Source organism: Archangium gephyra (assembly GCF_042230915.1).
Taxonomy (GTDB): Bacteria; Myxococcota; Myxococcia; order Myxococcales; family Myxococcaceae; genus Archangium; species Archangium gephyra_B.
The window spans coordinates 8,272,313-8,293,582 of record NZ_CP102578.1; the positions used below are offsets into that span (position 1 = coordinate 8,272,313).

The 21,270-nt window shown below is 70.9% G+C and carries 14 protein-coding genes; 6 read left to right on the top strand and 8 right to left on the bottom strand.

Going from position 1 to position 21,270, the window contains the following annotated elements:
• Positions 1-46 precede the first annotated feature (46 nt).
• Entirely contained in the window at positions 47-1,513 is a 1,467-nt protein-coding gene (cysS, locus tag NR798_RS32345) for a cysteine--tRNA ligase (RefSeq protein ID WP_375766380.1), read from the bottom strand.
• Between the two features lie 200 nt (positions 1,514-1,713).
• Here cysS and NR798_RS32350 point away from each other — a divergent pair, with 200 nt between their 5' ends.
• The gene (locus NR798_RS32350) at positions 1,714-3,087 is read left to right on the top strand and encodes an FHA domain-containing protein (protein ID WP_375766381.1); all 1,374 of its coding nucleotides are present in this window, start codon (positions 1,714-1,716) and stop codon (positions 3,085-3,087) included.
• A gap of 70 nt (positions 3,088-3,157) precedes the next feature.
• Here the strand turns inward: NR798_RS32350 and NR798_RS32355 are convergent, their stop codons facing one another.
• Both NR798_RS32355 and NR798_RS32360 read right to left on the bottom strand, forming a co-directional pair.
• Positions 3,158-3,853, bottom strand: a complete 696-nt coding sequence (locus NR798_RS32355) for a hypothetical protein (RefSeq protein WP_375766382.1) — start codon at positions 3,851-3,853, stop codon at positions 3,158-3,160.
• Between the two features lie 60 nt (positions 3,854-3,913).
• On the bottom strand, positions 3,914-4,408 hold the full coding sequence (locus NR798_RS32360) for a CarD family transcriptional regulator (RefSeq protein ID WP_047859039.1): 495 nt from the start codon (positions 4,406-4,408) through the stop codon (positions 3,914-3,916).
• 335 nt (positions 4,409-4,743) lie between these two features.
• Between NR798_RS32360 and NR798_RS32365 the strand changes: the two genes are divergently transcribed.
• From NR798_RS32365 to NR798_RS32375, 3 genes are all read left to right on the top strand, one after another.
• Positions 4,744-7,083 carry a DNA internalization-related competence protein ComEC/Rec2 gene (locus NR798_RS32365; RefSeq protein WP_375766383.1) on the top strand — a complete coding sequence of 780 codons (2,340 nt, stop codon included), beginning with the start codon at positions 4,744-4,746 and terminating at the stop codon, positions 7,081-7,083.
• Positions 7,084-7,407: 324 nt separating this feature from the next.
• The gene (locus NR798_RS32370) at positions 7,408-8,652 is read left to right on the top strand and encodes a hypothetical protein (protein ID WP_375766384.1); all 1,245 of its coding nucleotides are present in this window, start codon (positions 7,408-7,410) and stop codon (positions 8,650-8,652) included.
• Between the two features lie 145 nt (positions 8,653-8,797).
• Entirely contained in the window at positions 8,798-9,052 is a 255-nt protein-coding gene (locus NR798_RS32375; protein WP_375766385.1) for a hypothetical protein, read from the top strand.
• A gap of 3 nt (positions 9,053-9,055) precedes the next feature.
• Here NR798_RS32375 and NR798_RS32380 read toward each other — a convergent pair whose 3' ends face one another.
• Complete coding sequence (locus NR798_RS32380; RefSeq protein WP_375766386.1) at positions 9,056-10,255, bottom strand: carbohydrate-binding family 9-like protein; 1,200 nt, start codon at positions 10,253-10,255, stop codon at positions 9,056-9,058.
• A gap of 165 nt (positions 10,256-10,420) precedes the next feature.
• Here NR798_RS32380 and NR798_RS32385 point away from each other — a divergent pair, with 165 nt between their 5' ends.
• Positions 10,421-11,287, top strand: a complete 867-nt coding sequence (locus NR798_RS32385; protein WP_375766387.1) for an FHA domain-containing protein — start codon at positions 10,421-10,423, stop codon at positions 11,285-11,287.
• A gap of 3 nt (positions 11,288-11,290) precedes the next feature.
• Here NR798_RS32385 and NR798_RS32390 read toward each other — a convergent pair whose 3' ends face one another.
• The 4 genes from NR798_RS32390 to NR798_RS32405 all read right to left on the bottom strand — a co-directional run bounded on the left by NR798_RS32390 (position 11,291) and on the right by NR798_RS32405 (position 20,092).
• Complete coding sequence (locus tag NR798_RS32390) at positions 11,291-11,653, bottom strand: PH domain-containing protein (protein WP_375773854.1); 363 nt, start codon at positions 11,651-11,653, stop codon at positions 11,291-11,293.
• 188 nt (positions 11,654-11,841) lie between these two features.
• A complete protein-coding gene (locus NR798_RS32395) occupies positions 11,842-13,152 on the bottom strand; it encodes an adenylosuccinate synthase (protein ID WP_375766388.1) in 1,311 nt (436 codons plus the stop codon).
• A gap of 12 nt (positions 13,153-13,164) precedes the next feature.
• Positions 13,165-16,848, bottom strand: a complete 3,684-nt coding sequence (locus NR798_RS32400; RefSeq protein ID WP_375766389.1) for a UvrD-helicase domain-containing protein — start codon at positions 16,846-16,848, stop codon at positions 13,165-13,167.
• Positions 16,841-20,092 (bottom strand): PD-(D/E)XK nuclease family protein, encoded by a 3,252-nt coding sequence (locus tag NR798_RS32405; RefSeq protein WP_375766390.1) that lies wholly within the window; start codon positions 20,090-20,092, stop codon positions 16,841-16,843. The genes NR798_RS32400 and NR798_RS32405 overlap by 8 nt, the downstream gene beginning before the upstream one ends.
• A 52-nt stretch (positions 20,093-20,144) precedes the next feature.
• Between NR798_RS32405 and NR798_RS32410 the strand changes: the two genes are divergently transcribed.
• Positions 20,145-21,053 carry a phosphatase PAP2 family protein gene (locus tag NR798_RS32410; protein WP_375766391.1) on the top strand — a complete coding sequence of 303 codons (909 nt, stop codon included), beginning with the start codon at positions 20,145-20,147 and terminating at the stop codon, positions 21,051-21,053.
• The last annotated feature ends 217 nt before the right edge of the window (positions 21,054-21,270 follow it).

Below are 21,270 nucleotides of genomic sequence, written 5' to 3' on the forward strand. Positions count from 1 at the left end.
GAGGGCGAGGGGATATTGACGGGATGGTGGCTCCGCGCGCGCTGCGCTACGCCTGCGGGGCGACCTTCCACACGGTGCCCGCGGCCGTATCCAGGATCTCCACTCCCAGGCCCTTGAGCTCCTCGCGCAGCCGGTCTCCCTCGGCGAAGTTCTTCGCCTTGCGGGCCTCGTTCCGCGCCTGGATGAGCGACTCCACCTTCGCCACGTCGATGCCCCGCTCCTTCACCGCCCGGTCGCGCCGCCTCAGCAGCCACTGCGCCGGCTCGTCCTCGAACAGGCCCAGCACCTTCGACACCTTGCGCACGTCCTCGCGCAGCGCCTGCAGCGTCCTCCCCACCTGCGCCTTGTCCTTCACCGGCGGCTTGTCCGTCAGCTCGTTCAGCTGCGCGAACAGCCCCGACAACGCCCCCAGCGCTCCCGCCGTGTTGAAGTCGTCGTCCATCTGCGACTCGAACTCGGTGAGGAACTTGCCCGGCTCGCCGTACAGCGGGCCCTTGCCGAAGTCCTTCCCGCCCACGCGCTCGTCCACCTTGCGCAGCGTCTCGTAGAAGTACTCCATGCGCTGCTCCGCGTCCGCCAACCCCTTGTCCGCGAAGTTCAGCGGGTGCCGGTAGTGCGTCCCCACGAAGAAGAAGCGCAGCGCCTCCGGATCCACCTTCCCCAGCGCGTCCCTCAGCCGCACCACGTTCCCCAGGGACTTGGACATCTTCGCCCCCTCGAGATCCAGGAAGCCGCAGTGCATCCAGTAGCGCGAGAACGTCTTCCCGCTCGCACCCTCGCTCTGGGCAATCTCGTTCTCGTGGTGCGGGAAGATCAGATCCAACCCGCCCCCGTGGATGTCGAACGTCTCCCCGAGGTACTTCGCGCTCATCGCCGAGCACTCGATGTGCCAGCCCGGCCGGCCCTTGCCCCACGGGCTGTCCCACGCGGGCTCGCCCGGCTTCGCCGCTTTCCACAGCGCGAAGTCCAGCGGCTCGTGCTTCTGCTCGCCCGGCTGCACCCGCTCTCCCGCGCACAGGTCGTCCAGGTTGCGCTTGGACAGCTTCGCGTACTCCGGGTAGCGCCTCACCGAGAAGTACACGTCGCCCTGCGACTCGTACGCCAGCCCCCTGTCCACCAGCTTGCCGATGATGCCGACGATCTCCGCCAGGTGATCGCTCACCTTCGGCGAGACGTCCGGCTCCAGCAGGTGCAGTGCCCGCGCGTCCTCCCGGAAGGCCTCCACGAAGCGCGCCGCCAGCGCCACCGGCTCCTCGCCCGTCTCGTGCGCCGCCTTGATGATCTTGTCGTCCACGTCCGTGTAGTTGCGGACGTACTTCACCTCGAAGCCCCGGTAGCGCAGGTAGCGCACCACCACGTCGAACGAGGTGAACGTCCGCGCGTTGCCGATGTGGACGTAGCTGTAGACCGTCGGGCCGCAGACGTAGACCCCCACCTTGCCCGGCACCGCCGGCTCCAGGGGCTCCTTCTGCATCGTCATCGTGTTGAAGAGTCGAATCGATGCTGCGGCCACGGGTACGAACCTCCGCTTGCGGATCCGGGGTTGGAAAGCCGGACTCTAGGACTTCCCCACGTCCCGGACCACAAATGCCTGACAGTGTGAGACAACTCTGATGCCCCGTGGGCACTCCAGGCCGCCGAAAAAGGACTATCCTTCCCCTCCTCTGCCCGCCCCCATCTCCGTCGGCCATCGAATCTGGGAGAATGCACCCCATGAGTCCTCCCAATCCCAAGCGCCCGCCCCGCTCGCCCCGCCCCCCGGGGGACCCGGCGTCGCGCCCGGATCCGGAGGTGGAGCTCCCCTTCGACGATGACGAGGTGGCCCCGCTCCAGGCGGACGACCCCCGCCCCCAGCGCGTCCCCCAGTTCCCCGCCGGCCCCCGCCGCCGGCCCCGCCGCGGCCCCACGGGCGCCCCTCGCGAGGGCCGCGACCGCGAGCTGCCCGCCCGCTTCGACTCCGGCGAGTACGAGGACCCCGGCCATACCCCCGCCTTCCTCTACGTCGAGCGCGGCCCCGGTGTCGGCCAGTTGCTCCCCGTCAAGCAGGGCGTGCTCGTGCTCGGCCGCGCCTCCACCTCGGACCTGCGCCTGCAGCATCCCTCCATCAGCCGCCGCCACGCCCAGCTCACCCGCCGCGGCGACCACCTCACCCTGAAGGACCTCGGCAGCCAGAACGGCACCTACGTCAACCGCGCCCGCCTCACCGGCGAGGTGGAGCTGCGCTCCGGGGATGAGCTCGCCCTCGGCAATGCCATCCTCCAGCTCCGGGGCCCCGGGCCCGCCCCCGAGCGCCCCCGGACCGCCTCCAGCCGGCCCGGCTCCTCCCTCCGCGTCGGCCTGGGCTCCCGCCGCATCCTCCTGCTCGCCGCCGCCACCGGCTCCCTCGTGGCCGTGTTCCTCACGCTCGCCGCCATGCGCTTCGTGCGCCTGCGCAACGAGCCGGGCCCCACAAGCAACGCGGAGGCCGGGCAGCTCGCCGAGACCCCGGCCGCCGAGGTCGCTGAGGGCTCCGAGCCGCCCGCGCCGGCCAAGGCCGCTCCCGTTGTCGAGGAGGTCGAGCCCGAGCCTGTCGCGCCTGCGGCTCCCGTGCCCGTGCCTCCGGCCGCGAAGGTGCGGAGTACCTCCCGGGCGCAGCCGCTCAGTGCCGAGGCCATCGCCGGGTCCGGCGGCAAGGCTGAGGCCCCCAGGACTTCCGCTTCGAAGTCGCAGCCGGGTGTCCGGGTGAAGGCGGGGGGTGGGAAGGCCGCCGTGAAGCCGGCTCCCGTCGAGCCGCTCACCGATGCCGTCTCCGGCGAGGAGGCCAAAGCCGAGGCCCTCTCCCGCTACGAGGCCGGTAACGTCGAGTCCGCTCTTGCCCTCGCCAAGCGTGCCCAGCTGGAGACCCTGGCCTCCACCCTCGCCCGCTTCCAGGACGAGTGGCGCGCTGGCAATGCCGCCCTCGCCGAGCGCGACCCCGCCACCGCCATCCGGCACCTCTCCGTCGCCCTCGAGCTCGATCAGCAGATCTCCAAGGGCTGGGGCTCTCTCGCGCCGCGGATCCGCAAGGCCCTCGCGCAGGCGCACCTGCAGGCCGGGAGCAAGCCGTAGACCCTCACCCCAACCCTCTCCCAAAGGGAGAGGGGGCCTTGCACCGGCACAACCCGGGACCCGGGAACCCTCACCCCGTCCCTCTCCCGGAGGGAGAGGGGATATTGGGACCTTGGGTTTTCTTCTTGGGTTTTCTCTTGAGGCCCCGGTACAGCAGCGCGGCGTTCCCCAACATGAACGTCACCAGCACCAGCGCCGCCAGGAGCGCTCCCGTGTCCCCTCCCGGCCGCTCCCCTTCCACCACCAGCCACAGCCTCCCGTCCCTCGGCTGTACCTCCCCCATCTCCCTCAACAGCTTGAAGCCCTCCCGGTAGCGCTCCGCGTCCTCCTCCGCCAACAGCCGGCCCCTCACCCCGAAGGGCCGCGGATCCGGCCTCGGCGGCACCTTCCCCGGCGACCACTCCTCCCCCGGCAGCGCCCTGCGCCGCACCAGGAACGGGGACTCGCGCAGCCCCACCACCACATAGACGTCCCCGCCCTCGCGCCCGTAGGCCCCGCGCAGCGTGGGCACCCCGTGCAACTGCACGTACCGGTTCGACTCCAGTGCCTCGTACCGGTACTCGCCCTCCGCCCCCAGCGTCAGCGGCGTGCGCGAGGAGAAGAAGTACGCCAGGTCCTTCCACAGCAGCCCCAACAACACCCCGCCCACCACCAGCGCCAACACCGCCACCGGCGCCTTCACCCCCACCCCGCGCCGCCGCAGCCGCTCCTCCAGCTCCGCGATGCGCTCGTCCCGCTCCTGCTGAAGCTCCGGCTCCCTGGACATGAAAAAACCCCGGCCCCCACCATCGGGGAACCGGGGCTTTCTACCTCTGCCTGACGTGGATCAGGCCAGGTTGAAGATCTTCTTGAGGTCCGACTCGATCTCTTCCTCGGTGCAGTCCTTGGCCAGCGACAGCTCCTTGATGAGCAGCGAGCGCGCCGTGTCCAGCATCTTGCGCTCACCGAACGACAGATCCTTGTCTCCCTTCAGCAGGTAGAGATCACGCAGCACCTCGGCGATCTCGAACACGGAGCCCGTCTTGATCTTCTCCATGTACTCCCGGTAGCGACGGTTCCACGTCGTGGAGTCGACCGAGATGTCCTTCTCCTTCAGGATGGAGTAGACCTGCTTGACGTCCTCCTCGCTGATGATCTCCCGGAGGCCCACCGAGCCGACCTTGTTGATGGGGATCATGATCCGCATCCCATTCTCCAGGATGCGCAGCACATAGAAGGACTGCCGCTGTCCGGCGACCTCGGTGTGCTCAATCCCCATCACCTCGCCCACGCCCTGCCCAGGGTACACAGCCTTGTCGCCGGTCTTGAAGCTCGTCTGCACTCTTACCGCCTCCTCTAGGATGGCTTGGCTCGACTCGACACCCGGCCCAGAAAGCCGCTCACGAATACCACGATTCACCCCTTACAGCAACATTGCAGTCTTGACCCGCCCGGAAATACCTGACTAGCCTGGGTGCCTTTACGTGTGTGCGGGCACCCGGTAGGGCGCTGCACCACGACGGGACGGATCGGGTTGCTGGGTGGTGGGGGTGGGGCGTGGGCCGTTATTCGTGGCGCGATCTGACCGGGCGTCCTCTGTTCTTCCCTGCTGTGAGCTTGATGCTCGGCGCGGGGTTGGGTCTCGGAACGGACGCCTTCAGCGGATTATTTCAGCTTATGACCGCGTCTTTCGTGGGTGCGGTCGCCCTGGCGCTCGCTCGCCTGCCTGGTGCCCATCTGGGTGTGCTGGTTTGTCTGGGATTGACGGGTGCGGGCCTCGCCGGCCTGGAGGCCGGGGCGGATGTGCCGCGCGCGCTCGTGGACGGAGGCACCGCGGTGCTGGAAGGCGAGGTGGAGCGCGTGGACCGCTTCGAGGATTCCACCCGCGTCCTGCTCGCCGTGGCCCGCGTGGGACAAGGCACCGGCAGCCCCGCGCGCTTCCACGCGAGCCTCTACGCCCACGGCCAGCCCCCGCCGCTGCTGCCCGGACAGCGCATCCGCGTGGAGGCCCGGCTCAAGACGCTCGAGTCCGCGTCGAACCCCGGAGAAAAGGACTTCTCCGCAACACGGCGGCGGCAAGGGCTCGCCTTCACCGGCAGCTTCCAGAGCGCGGGCATGCTGGTGCTCTCCCCTGCCCCCCACTGGCGCCAGCAACTGGTGCGCACGCAGGAGGGGCTCACCCAGGCGGTGCACGCCGTGGCCCCCTCGTCCGAGGCCGCCGCCCTCTTCCTCACCCTGGCCGCCGGACAGCGCGCCGCGCTCGATGACGGGCTGGAGGAGGACTTCTCCCGCAGCGGGCTGGCCCATGTCCTCAGCGTGAGTGGCCTGCATGTGGCGGCGCTCGCGCTCATGACGCTGGCGCTGCTGCGCAAGCTGCTCGTCCGGGCCGGCGCGCGCTTACGGAGCCTGCGGCGCGTGGATGCCCGGCGCCTGGCCGCTCCCGCCTCCGTGCCCTTCGTCTGGGCCTACGTCGTCTTCACCGGCAACCAACCTCCCGCGGTGCGCTCGGCCGTCATGGCCACGGTGGTGCTGCTGGGACTCGCGCTCTGGCGGCGGGCCGATGGGCTCAACAGCCTCGCCGCCGCCGCCGCGCTGCTCGTCGCCTGGACTCCCTCCAGCGTCGCGGACCTGTCGCTGCAGCTGTCCTTCCTCGCCGTCTTCAGCCTGTTGCTGCTCACGCCCGCCCTGCGCGAGGCCCTTCCCGTGGCGCCGCCCGACCCCCAGGAGTCCCACCGGCTCAAGCGCCTGCTCGCGAGTACCCGGGAGACAGTGCTGGAGACGTTCTGCGCGAGCGCCGCGGTGACGGTGGCCAGCCTGCCCCTGGTAGCGGGCACCTTCGGGCGCGCGAGCCTCGCGGGGCTCGTCTCCAACATCGTCTGCATGCCCCTGTGCGGCCTGCTCACCGGCTTCGCCGCGGGCGGCGCGGCCCTCTACGTCGTGGCGCCCGTGCTGGCCACTCCGCTGCTGTGGGGCGGTGCGTGGGCCTCACAGGTGCTCCTGTGGCTCACCCGCTTCTTCGCGCACGTGCCGCTGGCCACGATGGACCTGCCCTCCTTCGGCCTCGCCGCCTCCCTGCTCTACGCCGCCGGGCTCGCGTGCTGGGCCCTGGGCGAGCGGCGCGCGCGCCTGGGGGGCCTCCTCGTGCCCGTGGGCCTGGCGCTCGTCTTCGTCGTGCCACGGCTCGTCCCCGAGCCCGGCCTGCGCATCACCTTCCTCTCCGTGGGCCAGGGCGATGGGGTGGTGCTCAGCTCCCGCGGACACCATGCGCTCATCGACGGAGGCGGCGTGCCCGGCGGCGCGGATCCAGGCCTCCGGGTCGTCGTCCCCTTCCTGCGCGCCTCCCGCATCGAGCGGCTCGACCTCGCCGTCCTCTCCCATCCCCACCCGGACCATGCGCTCGGGCTCATCTCCGCGCTGGGGCAGGTGCCCACCTCGCGCCTCTGGCTCTCCGCGGGCAGCACGGACGGGCAGTTGTCGAAACAGCTCATCGCCGCGGCCACCGGCGCGCGCGTGGAGGAGGTGCAGCTCGGCCATCCGTCCTACCGGCTGGGCGAGGCAACCCTGGAGGTGCTCGGCCCGCCCGAGGACCGCGAGTTGATGGAGGGGGTGAACGACAAGAGCGTGGTGCTGCTCGTGCGCCACGGCGACGTCACCGTGCTGCTGCCCGGCGACGTGGAGGAAGAGGGCGAAGCCGCGCTGCTCGCCAGCGGGAAGCTCGGGCCGGTGACGGTGCTGAAGGCGGCGCACCACGGCTCGCGCACCTCGTCCACGGAGGACTTCCTCGCGCGGCTGCGTCCCCGCTTCGCCGTCTTCTGCGTGGGCCGCCGCAACCGCTTCGGCTTCCCCCACCCCGAGGTGGAGGCGCGCTACCGCTCCCTGGGCACCGAGTGTCTGCGCACCGACGTCCACGGCGCCATCACGCTGGAGAGTGATGGGCATGACATCCGCCTGAGCAGCTTCCTGCCTGCCGGGCCTCTGCCTTCCGCCCCTCCGGTGTCCTCCTCTTCCGAGCCCTGAGGGCTGGCATCGGACGAGCGCCATGCGGTTGATGGGCCCACTTCTTCAGCGGACACTGCGCCCATGCTCCCCGCTTCACGACGAAACGCCTTCAGCCTCCTCCTCTCCGCCTGTCTGTCGACTGCCGGTTGCGCCGGTGCCCAGCCCCGGCCTGCGGCTCCGCCTCCCGCCGAAAAGGCCACGGCCACACCCCCTCCGGCCGAACCGGCCCCCGCGGCATTGGCTCCCGCCGAGACAGCCCCCGCCGCACCCGCCTCCGCCGCACAGCCCGCGGTTGAACCGGCGCCGGCCGCCGCGCCACAAGCCGCCGAGCCCTCTCTGGGCGTGCGCTTCGTGCCTCCGGGTGGCTGGTACAGCGTCGAGTTTCCCGCCACTCCGGAATGCGGCGCGGACGAGGGGATGAGGGACTGCCGTTACGTCGATCCGGCCAATGGCCGGGTGTTCCGCACGAGGCATTGGAAGATCAGACTCTTGAGCGACGAGGCCCTCAGGAAGGACCCGTCCCGCAACCTCAAGGGCCTCGTCCTCAATACCGCGCGCAGCGAGGGCCTGGAGGTCCTCCTGAACAACGCCACCACCGCCGACGGATTCGCCGCGATTGACTATCGTCTTGGAGCCCAGAGCAACTCGCCATCGACGGTGCAAGCGGCGGGACAGTTCATCAACCTCGGGGAGAAGGTCATTCAGATCGTCCACCTCAGTGTCGATGGAAGGGAAGCCATCCCCGAGGACGTCATCCAGCGCTTCGTGAAGTCCTTCCGCGCGGAGAATGGAGGTCAAGGCCTCGCCCCACTGCCGCCCTCCATCGCCTCACTCTTCCAGGGCTCGATGGTGAAGCCGGGGGTGTTCACCTACCAGCGCATCACGGAGACCGCCGTGTGGGAGCAGGTCGCGGACCGCGAACCCCTCAACTACTCCACCCAGACGACCCGGCGCACCATCCAGCGCAAGCGCGACAAGAAGCGCGACGCGCTCATCGTCACCGTGTCGGGCCGTACCCTCACGGGGACGTTCGAGGAGCGCACCTGGCTCGATGCAAAGACCCTGATTCCCTACAAGCAAGTGAGCAGGAGCTCCAGGTTCGACGCCATGCTCGCCAAGCAGCAGACGAGTACGTTCCAGCTCGAGAACATCAACGGGGTGTGGCGGGGCGAGAGCACTGGCCCCTTCAAGGGGAAGTTCGAGCACCCCGTGGGCGACACTCCCCTCTTGCTAGCGGGTGCCGCTCTCGAACTGGCCGTCTCCAGCCTCCCCCTGGAGGAGGGGTTCATCGGCAGCATCCGTGTGTTCGAGCCCGACGGGTTCATCACCCAGGAGTTCCACTCCGATTGGCGCGTCCTGGTGATGTACGCCCCGGATCTCGTGGAAATCGCCGGCATGCAGGCGGACAAGAAAGGCTTGATCAAGACGTTCAAGGTCGAGCTGACCGAGCACAAGGCGAAGTCCCCCCGGAAGCTCACCCTGTGGATCGAGAACTCGCCAGCCCGCCGCATCCTGCAGGTGGAGACGTTCGTACCGGATCGGCAGCACGCCCGCACGTCGGTCAACATGCTCCAGACGAAGCAGTGACCCTCGCCGCGCTTCGGGCGGCTCGCTGCCATTGTCCTGGAGGGCAAGCGGCAGGACGTCCACTCGAGGACCGTCCTGCCTCTCCAGGCCCTGGTTTCCACGGCACCGGTTGCCCCCAGGGGTTCCCGTTACCAGCCTTGAGGCGATGATTTCCGACGACCTGGATCTGCGTCAGCTCACCGTGGACCTCAAGCACATGCTCGCCCCGGGCGAGCCCGTGGGCTACCTGCGTGGCAAGTCGCTCATGCGCAACCTGCTCGTGGAGACGAAGGGCTTCTCGGAGTTGGAGGCCGAGGAGCTCATCGACACCCTCGAGATACGCGGCTTCCTGCGCTTCCTGGGGGACCCCTCCGAGCGTTCCATCGCGGACGCCCACTGGGAGATCTCCCCCCACTCGTAGTCCCTACTCGAAGACCAGCCAGCCGAAGCGCGGCAGCGCGTGGAAGTCCCCCACGAAGAGTGGCGAGAAGGACTGGCCTTCCACCTGCTGCCGCCCCACGTGCTCCAGCCGGTAGAGGTTGAAGCGCCAGCGCTCCCCCTTCTTCGGCGGGACGTTCGGCACCTCGGCGAGCCGGGCGAATGGAATCCGCATCTCCACCCGCCAGCCCTCGTCGCGATCCTCGGGATTGTCCAGCGTGCCGCGCACCTTCACCGCTGTCTTCATCCCCGAGTCCCAGCTCAGGTCCATCCCCTGCCGGCGCGCGGGGAAGTACGCGTCGAAGTTGACGTTGTGCGGAGACACCTGCATCTCGTTGTAGGTGCGCCCGTCCGCGTTGGCGTCGAGGAAGATCTCCACCACCTCCTGCTCGTAGATGGGCGTGTCCTGCTCGCGCAGGGTGCCCCACACGTCCGGGTCCTCCACGTCGAAGGCCACGTAGAGGTATTGGTCGTCATAGGCCAGGCGCGCCTCGGTGCGCAGCGAGGGCTCACGCCCATCGAAGCTGCCCCGCAGCACCACCGGGGCCGCGTCCTTCCACACCGCGTCGTCGAGCTCCCCGTCGATGACAGGGGCCTTGGACGCGCGGCGCACGGTGTACTCGGGCAGCGGCGGAGGGCCCCCGCCGAGCTGCGGGCCCAGCACCCGGTTGTCCCCCATGTGCGCGCTCGGGTCGTCCACCGCGAGGCGCTCGTCCCCCTGCCAGAAGCCGAGCACCACCCGGCCGGGCGCCGGAGGCATCGGCACCGTGTGCACGTCCTCCACCACCTTGCCCACGGGCCACGTGCCCAACGGGGCCGCGCCTCCCGCGAAGTCGTGGTCCGCGTTGACCATCATCTGCCCGCTGGCGGGGTCCACCACGTGCACGAAGAACTTCCAGCCCCGGGGCATGGCGCGCATGGCCTCGAAGTAGTGCTCGAGCTTCACCGCCTGCCCGGGCGCCGCCACCGGTGGGCTGACGCGCGTGCCGAGGTAGCGCACCGCGCCCCCGCCAAACGTGGCCCCGCTGCGGTACGTGAGATCCGACGGCGCGGCATCCAGCACGCGCACCTGGGCGGGCGGCGGCAGGGCCTTGGCGCGGGGTTTCGGACCGGCCTGCTCGTCGCGGCAGGCGGTGGCGAGCAGCGTGAGCGTCAACAGCGTCAGGAGGCGGGAGGCGGGGCGCATCGGGGCCGCGAATCCTAGGCCCCCCTCCCCCGGATGTCTCGGAGAAGGGCTCGGGGCCCGTCCGCTCCCGTGGACGCCGGGCCGGAGACGAGACGGCCCGGAGGCGGCAACCCCCCGCGATTGCGTCCGCACGTCCCGGCACCCGGTTTGCCATGGCCAAGGGCCATGCACTTCGAATTCGAGCACCTGGGCACCACCACCCCCTTCGAGCTGCCCGAGGGCGTCCACCTGCTGGGGGGCGGCGAGGAGGACCAGATCCGGCTGGAGGGGCTTCCCCCGGGCCTGCTGACGCTGCGCATCGAGAGCCACCGGCTGATGGTGGAGGCCACCCACCCCTTCACGGTGGGGGGCGTCATGGTAGCGCCGGGAGTCCCGCGGCTCGTGCTGCCAGGAGAGGTGGTGGGCCTGTCCGAGGAGATGCGGCTGAGGGTGAGCGGCCCGGACGAAGACGCCGGACGGCAGGTGGGCACCGTGGCCGTGCTCAAGCACCTCCTGATGGACCTGGAGGAGCCGCCTCCCTCGCGGGCCGCCTCCCTGCGCTGCCTCATCGGGGCGGACGTGGGCCGCACCTTCGCCCTCGCCGAGGCGAGCACCGAGCTTGGCCGAGGCAAGGAGGTGTCCGTACGCCTGCGAGACATCGCCGTGTCACGCCGCCACGCCCGCATCCGCCACCAGGACGGCGCCTTCCTCCTGGAGGACCTGGGCAGCCCCAATGGCGTCTATCTCAACGGCAAACGGGTGGACGCCCCCTCCCCGCTCCACGAGGGCGACGTCATCGAGCTGGGCCGGACGCTGCTGCGCTTCCAGGCCCCCATGGGCACGCCCGAGCCAGAGATGCCGCCGGAGCCAGCCCCCACCCCGGCCGAGACGCCCGCTCCAGCCGAGCCGCCTCCCGCAAACGAAACACCCGCGGCTGTCTCCGGCGAGGACATGCCGGAGCGCCCGCGGGTGCGGTGGGAAGGGTGGCTGATCGGCCTCGGCGCGGCGCTGGCCCTGGTGGGGCTGCTCGCCACCTACGCCCTGACGCCCTGAGCCTCAGGCGCGCAGCGGCAGCAGTCCGGCCCGCTCGACGAGGATCCTCGCCAGGCGGCGGTGGTCCGCGAAGAGGCTGGTGAAGTGCACCAGGCCCCGGCCGGCGCGCACGGCGTACACCGTCACCGGCCCGGGCAGCACGTCCACCTTGCGGATGTCCGCGAAGGAGAAGCGCCGCGTGCGCACCAGTCCCCGGTACGTGATGCCTCCCGAGTCCACGATGATCCGCGTGCGGCCGTAGTACGTCACCGACACCGCGAAGAAGAGGACGAAGAAGACCGCCGAGAGGAACGTCTGGACCGGAACCCCGTCAAAGCGCAGTAGGTACAGCAGAACGCCCAGCCAGAGCAGGGTCGCGGCCCCCATGATGGCCGCGAGCACTGCATGTGGGCGGAACACCTGCTTGCCTGCCTTCGGATCGCCCGCGTTCATACAAAAAAACTAAGGCGCGGGCCTGACATCCGCCACCCGCTCCCTCGCTTTCCGGGCGGGGGAGTCCAGGGGCTGACTTCCGGGGAACTCCGAGTGTCCGGAGTTCCGCAGCTCCGGGCGGCTCAGCTCCGGAAGGGGTTTTGCAGCAGCACCGTCTCGCCGCGGTCGGCGCCCACGGAGATGCACACCACGGGCACGCCGGAGATCTCCTCCACGCGGCGCACGTAGCGCTTGGCGGCCTCGGGCAGCTCGTCGAAGGTGCGCACCCCGGCGAGCTTGTCGTCCCAGCCCGGCAGCGTCTCGTAGAGCGGCTTCACGCGCGCCAGGTCCTCGTAGTCCCCGGGCAGCTCGGTGATGCGCTTGCCGTCCAGCTCGTAGGCGTTGCAGATCTGCAGCGTCTTGAGGCCGGAGAGCACGTCCAGCTTGGTGAGCGCCATGCCCCACAGCCCGTTGACGCGCACCGCGTAGCGCAGCACCACGCCATCCAGCCAGCCGCAGCGGCGCGGACGGCCCGTGGTGGCGCCGAACTCGTCACCCACCTTGCGCAGCCGATCCCCCGTCTCGTCCGTGAGCTCCGTGGGGAAGGGGCCACCACCGACGCGCGTGGTGTAGGCCTTGCTGATACCCATCACCTTGTCGATGGTGGTGGGGCCCAGGCCCGAGCCCACCGCCGCGTTGCCCGCCACGCAGTTGGAGCTGGTGACGAACGGGTAGGTGCCGTGGTCCACATCCAGCAGCGTGCCCTGGGCGCCCTCGAAGAGGATGCGCGCCCCGCGCTGCACCTGGCCCGCCAGGTAGAGGGACACGTCCGTCACATGGACCCGCAGCCGGTCACCCAGCGCGGCGAACTCGTCCTGGTACTTCTGCGCGTCCAGCTCGGGGGCCGTCTCGTTGGCGGCGCGGCACAGCTCGCGCAGCTCGTCGCGCACGCCCGGGAGCCGCTCGTCGATGCGCTTGCGCAGCCGCTCGGAGTTGAGCAGGTCGCGCACGCGGATGCCGCGGCGCGCCACCTTGTCCTCATAGGCCGGGCCGATGCCACGCCCCGTGGTGCCGATGGCGCTCACGCCGCGGGCCTTCTCGCGGTACGTGTCCAGCAGCTTGTGCCACGGGAAGATGACGTGCGCGTTGTCCGAGATGAGGAAGTGCGAGTCGTCCTTGAGGAAGCCGCGCTCCTTGAGGGCGTCGAGCTCCTTCACCAGCACGGCGGGATCCAACACCACCCCGTTGCCGATGACACAGGTCTTCCCCGCATGGAGGATGCCCGAGGGGATGAGGTGCAACACCGTCTTCTGGCCACCCACCACCAGGGTATGGCCCGCGTTGTTGCCGCCCTGGAAGCGGACGACGACCTGGGCGTGCTCGGTGAGCAGGTCCACGACCTTGCCCTTACCCTCATCTCCCCACTGCGCTCCGATGACGACGACGTTCGGCATATTGCGGCCCGCTTAGCACGCTTCCCCACGGCCCGTCACCGGCTTGGAGAGGGAAGTGCCGGAATGGCAATGGCCGGCATAACCACAGGCAAGCGTCTGGCACACCGACGGTTCCCGGCCCGGCCAGCGGCCCCGCACGTCCGCCTCCACCAGCCCCCGAGCCGCTTCCCGCAGGCGCTCGGTGATGGCCTGCATGTCCACGGCCGGCGCGGGGAACTCTGGCTCCGGCACGTCCTCGCCCAGGAAGGCCACCCCCACCTCCACCGGCACGCCCTCGCGTACCAACCGCCGCGAGGCCAGCAGCACCGCCGCCAGCGACTCGGCATGCGCTTCCACGCCCCGAGGCGAGCGCTTGCCCGGCTTGAAGACCACCACCCGCGCCTCGCCCGCGGGCGTCTGCCACAGGAGGTCCACCTCGCCCTCGAGCGCCGCCGGTGCATCCCCCGGCAGCGACAGCACGAAGGGCAACGCGCGATGCACGCTCGAGGCGGGAACGGTGGCCAGACGGCGGGCGAACGCGGTGCCCAGGAAGCGCTCCACCGTGGCGAGCGCTTCCTCCACTCCGTCCTCCCCCACGTCCCAGCCCACCTCGCGCACCAGCGCCTCCAGGCGGCCCCGCCGCTCGGGCGCCGGAGTGCCGGCGAGACGGAAGTCCACCACCCGCAGCAGCGCCAGCACCCGGTCCGAGGCACTCAGCGCCGGTGCGCCCCACGCCTCCCGCTCGATGTACAGCGGGGACACGCGCGGCGGTGTCTCCCAGGGCGCTCCCTCCGCACGCAGCCCGAGTTGGTGCACGTAGCGGTAGCGGCGCGGACACACCATGAAATCCTGCACGGCCTCGGTCCCCACCGCCGCCACCTCGGGCGTGGCCAGTGCCGGAACCTCGTGCACCCGCTGCAACGCCGCCTCGACGCGGGCCTCCTGCTCCGACGGGTCCACGGCCTCCGGCTCGTCCAGCTCCGGCGGCGCGGGCAACGTCTCCACGTCCAGGTCCTCGACGAGCCCGCGCAGCCGCGTGTCTTCTCCCAGCCGCTCGTCGAGCAGACACCACCACGAGTCGGACGCGCCGCGCTCCTCGCCTCCGGAGAGGATGAGCCGGTCCCGGGCCCGGGTGAGCGCGACGTACAGCACGCGCCGGTACTCGGCCGTCTCGCGCCGCCTCAGCTCGTCCTTCACCTGGTCGTAGCGGGGGGAGCGGTACTTGTCCAAGCTGTCCGGCAGCCACGGCCGCAGGCACAGGCCATGGGTGCGTTCGAAGAGGGCCCGTCCACTGGTGAAGCGCCGCAGGCTGCCGAGCGCCGGCACCACCACCACCGGCCACTCCAGGCCCTTGGCCCGGTGGATGGTGAGCAGCTGCACCGCGCGCGGGTCTCCCGCTTCCAGCAGATCCGCCTGCGCCTCCGTGGGCTCCTCGTTGGCCAGCCGCTGCAGCTCGCGGGCGAAGGTGACGCAACCGCCCGTGCCACGCTCGTCACGCCGGCCCGCCAGCGCGAGCAGCTTCTCCACGTTGGCGCTCGCCTGCTCCGCATACGGCGTGCCCGCCAGGGCCTCGCGATAGCCCGTCACCTCCATCGAGGCCAGCAGCAGCGCACGCACGCCGAGCCGATCCCTCTCGCTGCGCAACGCCGGTAGCGCCGCGAGGAAGCGCTCCAGCCGCGTTCGCTCGCCCTCGGGCAACCCCTCCAGCGAGGAGGAGCCTCCACGCTCCACGGCGGGCAACGACAGGCCCTCGGGCCCGGCGAGCCGGAAGAGCGAGGCGTCCGACAGCCCCACCAGCGGCGAGCGCAGCACCGCCGCGAAGGCCAGTGCGTCGTCGGGGTCCGCCAGCAGCGACAGCAGCGAGGCCAGGTCCAGCACCTCCTGCGCGCCGTAGAAGCCACGGCCGCGCAGCACCCGGTGCGGAATGCCGTGGCGGATGAGCGCCTGCCGGTACACCTCCAGGTGCGTGAAGGTCCGGAAGAGCATGGCCACGTCCCCGCCACGCACCGGACGCACGCCCTCCTTGTCCTCGCGCTCCACCAGCGGCTCCGCTCCCGGAGCCAGCATCACCTTCAGCCGCTTCGCCACCGACTCCGCGTCCGCCGCGCGCAGCTCGCCCGTGGACAGCTCCTCGTCGTCCAGCACGAGCCGCTCCACCACCGGCGCGGGCACCCGCTCCGGGCGCACCGCCGCGAGGTCGTCCTCCTCCGGGACGTACACCACCTCGTACGGGCGCGCCCCACCCTCGCCTCCCACCAGCACGCCCGCGAAGGCGTAGTTGAAGAAGTCGAGCAGCGGCGGCACTGAGCGCCGGTTGTGCTGGAGGAAGTCCCGCACGCCGCCCTCGGACTCGATCTTCTTCGCCAGCACCTCGAAGACGGACACGTCGGCGCCGCGGAACTCGTAGATGGACTGCTTGCGGTCTCCCACCGCGCACAGGAAGGCGGGCTCCAACGGGAGCGCATCCACCAGGCTCTCGTTCGGACGCACCGGGCGCGGGCCTCCGTCACGCTTCTCGGCCAGCAACAGCACCAGCTCGAGCTGCAGGCGGTTGGTGTCCTGGAACTCGTCCACCATCAGCGCACCCAGGCGCTCCTGCACCTGGCGGCGGTAGTCCGGGATGTCCCTCAGCAAGTCGCGCGTCTTCACCAGCAGCGCGGTGAAGTCCAGGGCGTTGCGCCGGGCGAACTCCTCCTCGTGGCGCGCCTCCACCTGCGAGAGCAGCGCGCGGAACGAGGCCTCGAAGGGCGCGGTGCGCCACCCGGCGTACGCGTCCTCCAGCCGCATCACCGAGCCGTCGCTCTTCCCGAAGAAGGCCCAGTACAGCTCCTTCATCGAGTTGCCCGGCTCCTTCTTCAGCCGGCGCACGTCGCGTCCGTCCTCGAGGAAGGCCGCCTTGAGTGAGGGCAACCGCTCGGGCTCGAAGCAGTTCTCCGGCGTGAGGCCGTCCAGCGCCGTCTCCAGCTTCTCGCGGAGTTCACGCCACTCGCCCTTCTTGTCCAGCTCGCTCACGGTGGCGCACAGGCCCCGGCAGCGCTCGACGAGCGCCTCGAAGCCGCCACGCATCTCGTCCGCGCTGGAGATGCGGGCCTCGGCCGCGCGCAGGCCCTCCTCGCGCAGCTTGCCGTAGGTGGCGGACAGCGAGGACACCAGGCCCTCGGTGAAGTCCGAGCCCGAGAACGTCAGCTCCTGGCACAGCTCGCGCACCCCCGCGTCACCGGCCTCCAGCGCGTCCAGCACCACGCGCTCGCACACGTCCAGCACGAGCGTGCGGGCCTCCAGCTCGTCGAGCACCTCGAAGGACGCATCCACCCCCGAGCCCGGGGGCGCCCGGCGCAGCAACTGGCCGCACAGCGAGTGGAAGGTGCCCACCGAGGCCGAGCCCAGCTCCTCGCGCAGGGCCCGCCAGGCGTCCTTCGTGGGGAAGGGCTGACCGAGCCGCTCGAGCGAGGCCCGCAGCTCCGGCTCCAGCACGGCCTTCGGCTCGGCCTGCACGAGCGCATCCAGGCGCGCCCGGACACGCGCGCGCATCTCCGCGGCGGCCTTGTCGGTGAACGTCACCATGCACAGCCGCGAGGGACGCAGGGGTTTGGCCCCCTCGCGCGCCCCGGCCAGCAGGTGCAGCGTCATCGTCACCAGGCTGTACGTCTTGCCCGCGCCGGCACCCGCCATCAGGGCGAGGTTCTTCTCCAGCGCCAGGTGGAAGGTCCTACTCATGGGCACCCTCCTCTTCCACGAGCCGCCGCTCGGTGATGCGGCACACGGCGCGATAGCCGCAGCTGCCGCAGTCCTTCGGTCTCATGGCGAACTGCCCCGCCCTCACGGTGTTCACCAGCGCCTCCACCGCGTTGGCCAGGTTGGGTTTCGCCTCCGCCGCCATCCGCGCCCGCACCTGCGGCTCGGTGGACAGCAACTCCTCCAGCTCGATGGCGTCCTTCTCCAGCACCTCGGACAGGTAGATGACCTCTCCGGTGCGCAGCGAGAACCACGCGGCCTGGCTCGTGTTCTGGTGGCCGCTCGCCCGTGCCGCGTACAGGTACAGCGGCAGCTGGAAGTCCGAGTCGAGCAGCTTCTTCTTCAGCTCCGACTTCGACAGCTTGCCGGACTTGTAGTCGATGACGCCCACCTCGCCGCCCGACATGTCCAGCCGGTCGATGGTGCCCTCGAAGTGGATGACGTCCTCGCCCACCTGCAGCGTCACCTCGTTCCACCCCTCCTGCGGGTTGCGAGGCCCGAAGCGCAGCTCGAAATTCGCCGGCTCGAACCGCTCGAAGGGCAGGCCGCGCCGCTCGTCCATGAGGATGCGGCGCACCATGTTCTTCGCACGCTCGCCCGCCAGGCGCCACAGCGCCGGGTGGCCCACGTAGTGGCGCTTCTCGAAGTGCTCCCGCACCTCCTCCAGCACCGAGTCCAGCAGTGTCTCCGGGAGCTGCTCCAGGCCCACGCCCAGCAGCTTGCGCTCCTTGAGCCGCTTGAAGAACTCCTCCAGCACCCGGTGCCAGAAGACGCCCTGCCCCCGGCGGTCGAACTCCTCGCCCGGCTGCTCCGGCTCGGGCACCTTGAGTCCGTAGGACAGGAACCCCTGGAAGCCGCAGTTGCCGAAGCGCGCCAACGCCGAGGCCGACAACGGCCGCTCCTTGTCGAAGCGGAACGCGTCGCGAATCGCCTCGCCCAGGGCCGGATCCTCCACCGCGCCGGTGTAGCGGCCCGCGCGCTTGCGCGTGTCCCCGAAGAAGTGCAGGCGCTCGATCTCCACCTGCACCATCTCCTTCGCCGCGTCGAGCCACGGCGTGCCCTCGAAGTGCCGCGCGAGCACGTTCCGGGCGGGATCCGGCGTGGAGACGCGCAGCCTCGGGAGCGCGAGCGACTCGAGCACCACGCGCTGGCGCAGCTCCGCCTCGGTGAGCACCTCGTCGAGCGGCGCGATGGCCGGCAGCGAGCGCGCCTCCCACGTGGCCCCCGTCAACCGCCGCACCTCCTCCAGGAAGGCGGACGGCGCCTGCTCCTGGCCCCCCTGCCCCTCCACCGCGAAGGACAGGCTCACCGTCTCCCCGGCGGAGGCCAGGACGCTGGCGAACAGCAGCCGGTCCTCGGTGAGGCGCCAGGGCGCGCGGTCCTCGAACTCGCCGCCCGTGAGGCGGAAGATGTCCCGGCCCAGGTGCTTGTTGAGGGCGATGCGCTCGGTGTCACCCAGCAGCGGGTTGGTCTCCTCGCGGCCGGGGAAGCGGCCCTCGGCGAGCCCCCCGATGAAGACATGGGCGAAGGTGCGTCCCTCCAGCTCCTGGACGTCCAGCACCTCCACGGCGCCCGTCGCGGGCCCGCGCGCGGGCAGGTGCACGTCCCGCATCACGTCCTGCAGCCAGCGGCCGAAGGTGCGCCGCTTCAGCCGGGGCCCGCCACCCACCGCCGCGAGCGTCCGCTCCAGCTCACGCACCCGCTGGGTAAGCGCCGCCCGCGCGGCATCGTCCCGGGCCCGGGCATCCAGCGCGAGCGCCCCCAGGCCGTCGTCCGAGGCGGCCTCCAGCGGCCCCTCCGAGTCCAGCAATCCCAACCGCCGCACCACCTGCCACCACGCGGCGAGCAGCTCCGAGGCCCGCCCCTGCTCCGGAATGCGGCGGCAGGACTCCAGCAGGAAGAGGCACCGCTCGCGCAGCACGCGGGCCCCATGGGCGCGCCGCTGCTCCTTCGGGCGCACCTGGTCCGGCAACGGATCCAGCCGCCTGGCCAGGGCCTCCAGGCGCAAATCGTACGCGCCCTTGCCCCGCGTCGCGCCCAGCCGATCGTCCCGCACGGCCGCGAGCGTGAGCAGCGTCGCCGGTGCCTCGGGCGCGCCCCGGGAGAGCGCGGGCGCGTAGCGGCTGGAGACCAGCTCGGCCACGCGCTCGGCGGGGAAGCCGTCCTCCACCAGCAGCGGCAGGTCCAACGCCAGACGCACCGGGCCGGCCAGCGCGAGCGGCTCGCCCCAGGGCAGGCGCACGGGAACCCCCAGCTCGCCGAGCGCGTCCGCCACCCAGCGGGCCTCGGGCCCCAGGTCGCGCCACGCCACGGCGATGCTCCCTGGAGGCACCCCGTCCGACACCTTGCGGCGCACGTCCCGGGCGATGAGCCGGGCCTCGTCCCGGGCCGAGCCCGCGCTCCACATCCGCAGGCCCTCCACCGCGTCCTTCAGCACGTCCTTCGCCGAGCGGGGCGAGAAGAGGTGGCGGCCGAGCTCCACCATGGGGCGGGACTCGAAGGTGACGTCCGCCTTGAAGAGGTCCACGTGGGGCAGCGCCTCGCCGCGGTTCTCGAAGGCGCGGAAGAGGGCCGCCAGGGCCGCGTCGGCCACCGGCGAGCCGCCCACCGGCGTCTCCACCCGCATGCCCACCCGGCGCGCGTCGCAGGCGGCTGCCAGGGCCATCAGCAGTTCCAGCCCCGAGGGCCGCACGTCGTAGATGCCGTGCAGCACGATGCTGCCCACGTCCTCCCAGGCCGAGGGCCAGGCCTGACGCTCCAGGGCCTCGCGTGCGCCGCGCACCACGTCCTCGCGGTCCGCCAGGGCCAGCTCGGCCATCTTCTGCTCGTAGGCGTGGTGCAGCAGGGCGAGCATCCGGGCCCGGTTGCGCCGCTCGGGAGGCAGCACCTCCAGCGCGTCCTGCAGCTCGCGCGGGGTGAGCCGGCCGGCCTTGAGGTCCAACAGCACCTCCAGCGAGGCGCGGGCGAAGGCGGGCTCGTGCACGTAGTCGCCGAAGGGCGTGTCCCCGAGTCCCTGGGCGAGCGAGGCCACCACGGTGCGCGCCACGAGCGGCGGGCACGGGCGGCGGCCCAGCTCACGCGCCCCCCCGAGGGCCTCGAGGAAGCCCTCCCAGGTGAGGTAGGCGTCTCCACGCACGAGTCCCGCATGGCCGCGGGCCGCGCGCAGGGCGGCCAGACGGCGACCATTGTCGGGGAAGACCTGGAGGGTACGGCGAGAATCGGTCATACGGGGGCGTGGAGTGTAGAACGGGGCGGGGGGCCTATTTATGCTCGCCGACATGCCAACCGCTCTGTGTTTTCTAGCGCTCGCTTCCCTGGCCGCCTCCTCCCCCGTTCCCACCGAGGCCCTGCCCTCGGCGGCCCGGCAGGCGTCAGACGCCCCCACGGTCCAGGCGCTCGACTTCAACTGGACGCGCGAGGGGGTCATCACCAGCGTGGCCGGGCTGCTCTGGATTGGGAGCGAGGCCGTCTTCAAGAAGGACCTCGCCCCGAAGAGCTGCCGCTGGTGCGACCGCTCGGCGGAGGGGTCGGACACCCTCAACGCGGTGGACCGGTGGGGCCGGGGCATGGCGGCGGACACGCTCGAGGGGCGCGAGCGCTGGGACCTGTGGAGCAACATCGGGGGATTCGGCGTGCTCCCGGTGGGCGTGCTCGGGGCGCAGTACCTGGTGGCCTCGGGGAGCGGCGCGCCGCTGCGCTACTACGCGCAGGACGCCACCATCATCATCGAGTCGGTGGCGGTGGCCGCGTTGGTAAACCAGGTGGTGAAGTTCTCGGTGGGCCGCGAGCGCCCCTTCGTCCACGTGCTGCCCGAGGACCAGAAGGGCGGCACCAAGCACCCCACCGACAACAACCTGTCCTTCTACAGCGGGCACACCAACATGGCCTTCGCGCTCGTCACGGCGGCGGGCACGGTGTCGGAGCTGCGCGGGTACAAGAACCGCTGGCTCATCTGGGCGGTGGGTCTGCCGGCGGCGGCCTCGATCGGGCTGCTGCGCATGGGCGCGGACAGGCACTACCTCACGGACGTGCTGGTGGGCGCGGCCGCGGGCACCGTCTTCGGCGTGGGCATGCCCCTGCTGCTCCACGGCCGCCAGGAGGAGTCGCAGTCCCAGTCGCGAGCCGCGCGCATGTCGATGAACGTGTCCGGTGGCCTCGGCGGCGTGATGTTCTCCGGGCAGTTCTGAGCGTCTATTTGATATACACTTCCAAGAGATCCTAACAAAACCGGATGGGCGGCCGACGAGCATGACGGCGCGATTGCTGTCAAAACGGTTTTCTTAGGATCTCTAAGCAAGGCATTACTCCCCACCTATACCATCATCCTGGTTCGTATAGATTTTCGCCTGCATCTCAATCGTTGAATGTGTTCGGTCTGAGGTGGAGGGGTGCATCAACCACGAG

Bases quoted from the DNA above. Each gene is read 5' to 3' on its own strand.
- NR798_RS32350 (WP_375766381.1), top strand. From the start codon at position 1,714: ATGAGTCCTCCCAATCCCAAGCGCCCGCCCCGCTCGCCCCGCCCCCCG.
- NR798_RS32355 (WP_375766382.1), bottom strand. From the start codon at position 3,853: ATGTCCAGGGAGCCGGAGCTTCAGCAGGAGCGGGACGAGCGCATCGCG.
- NR798_RS32365 (WP_375766383.1), top strand. From the start codon at position 4,744: ATGACCGCGTCTTTCGTGGGTGCGGTCGCCCTGGCGCTCGCTCGCCTG.
- NR798_RS32375 (WP_375766385.1), top strand. From the start codon at position 8,798: ATGATTTCCGACGACCTGGATCTGCGTCAGCTCACCGTGGACCTCAAG.
- NR798_RS32380 (WP_375766386.1), bottom strand. From the start codon at position 10,255: ATGCGCCCCGCCTCCCGCCTCCTGACGCTGTTGACGCTCACGCTGCTC.
- NR798_RS32385 (WP_375766387.1), top strand. From the start codon at position 10,421: ATGCACTTCGAATTCGAGCACCTGGGCACCACCACCCCCTTCGAGCTG.
- NR798_RS32390 (WP_375773854.1), bottom strand. From the start codon at position 11,653: ATGGGGGCCGCGACCCTGCTCTGGCTGGGCGTTCTGCTGTACCTACTG.
- NR798_RS32395 (WP_375766388.1), bottom strand. From the start codon at position 13,152: ATGCCGAACGTCGTCGTCATCGGAGCGCAGTGGGGAGATGAGGGTAAG.
- NR798_RS32400 (WP_375766389.1), bottom strand. From the start codon at position 16,848: ATGAGTAGGACCTTCCACCTGGCGCTGGAGAAGAACCTCGCCCTGATG.
- NR798_RS32405 (WP_375766390.1), bottom strand. From the start codon at position 20,092: ATGACCGATTCTCGCCGTACCCTCCAGGTCTTCCCCGACAATGGTCGC.
- NR798_RS32410 (WP_375766391.1), top strand. From the start codon at position 20,145: ATGCCAACCGCTCTGTGTTTTCTAGCGCTCGCTTCCCTGGCCGCCTCC.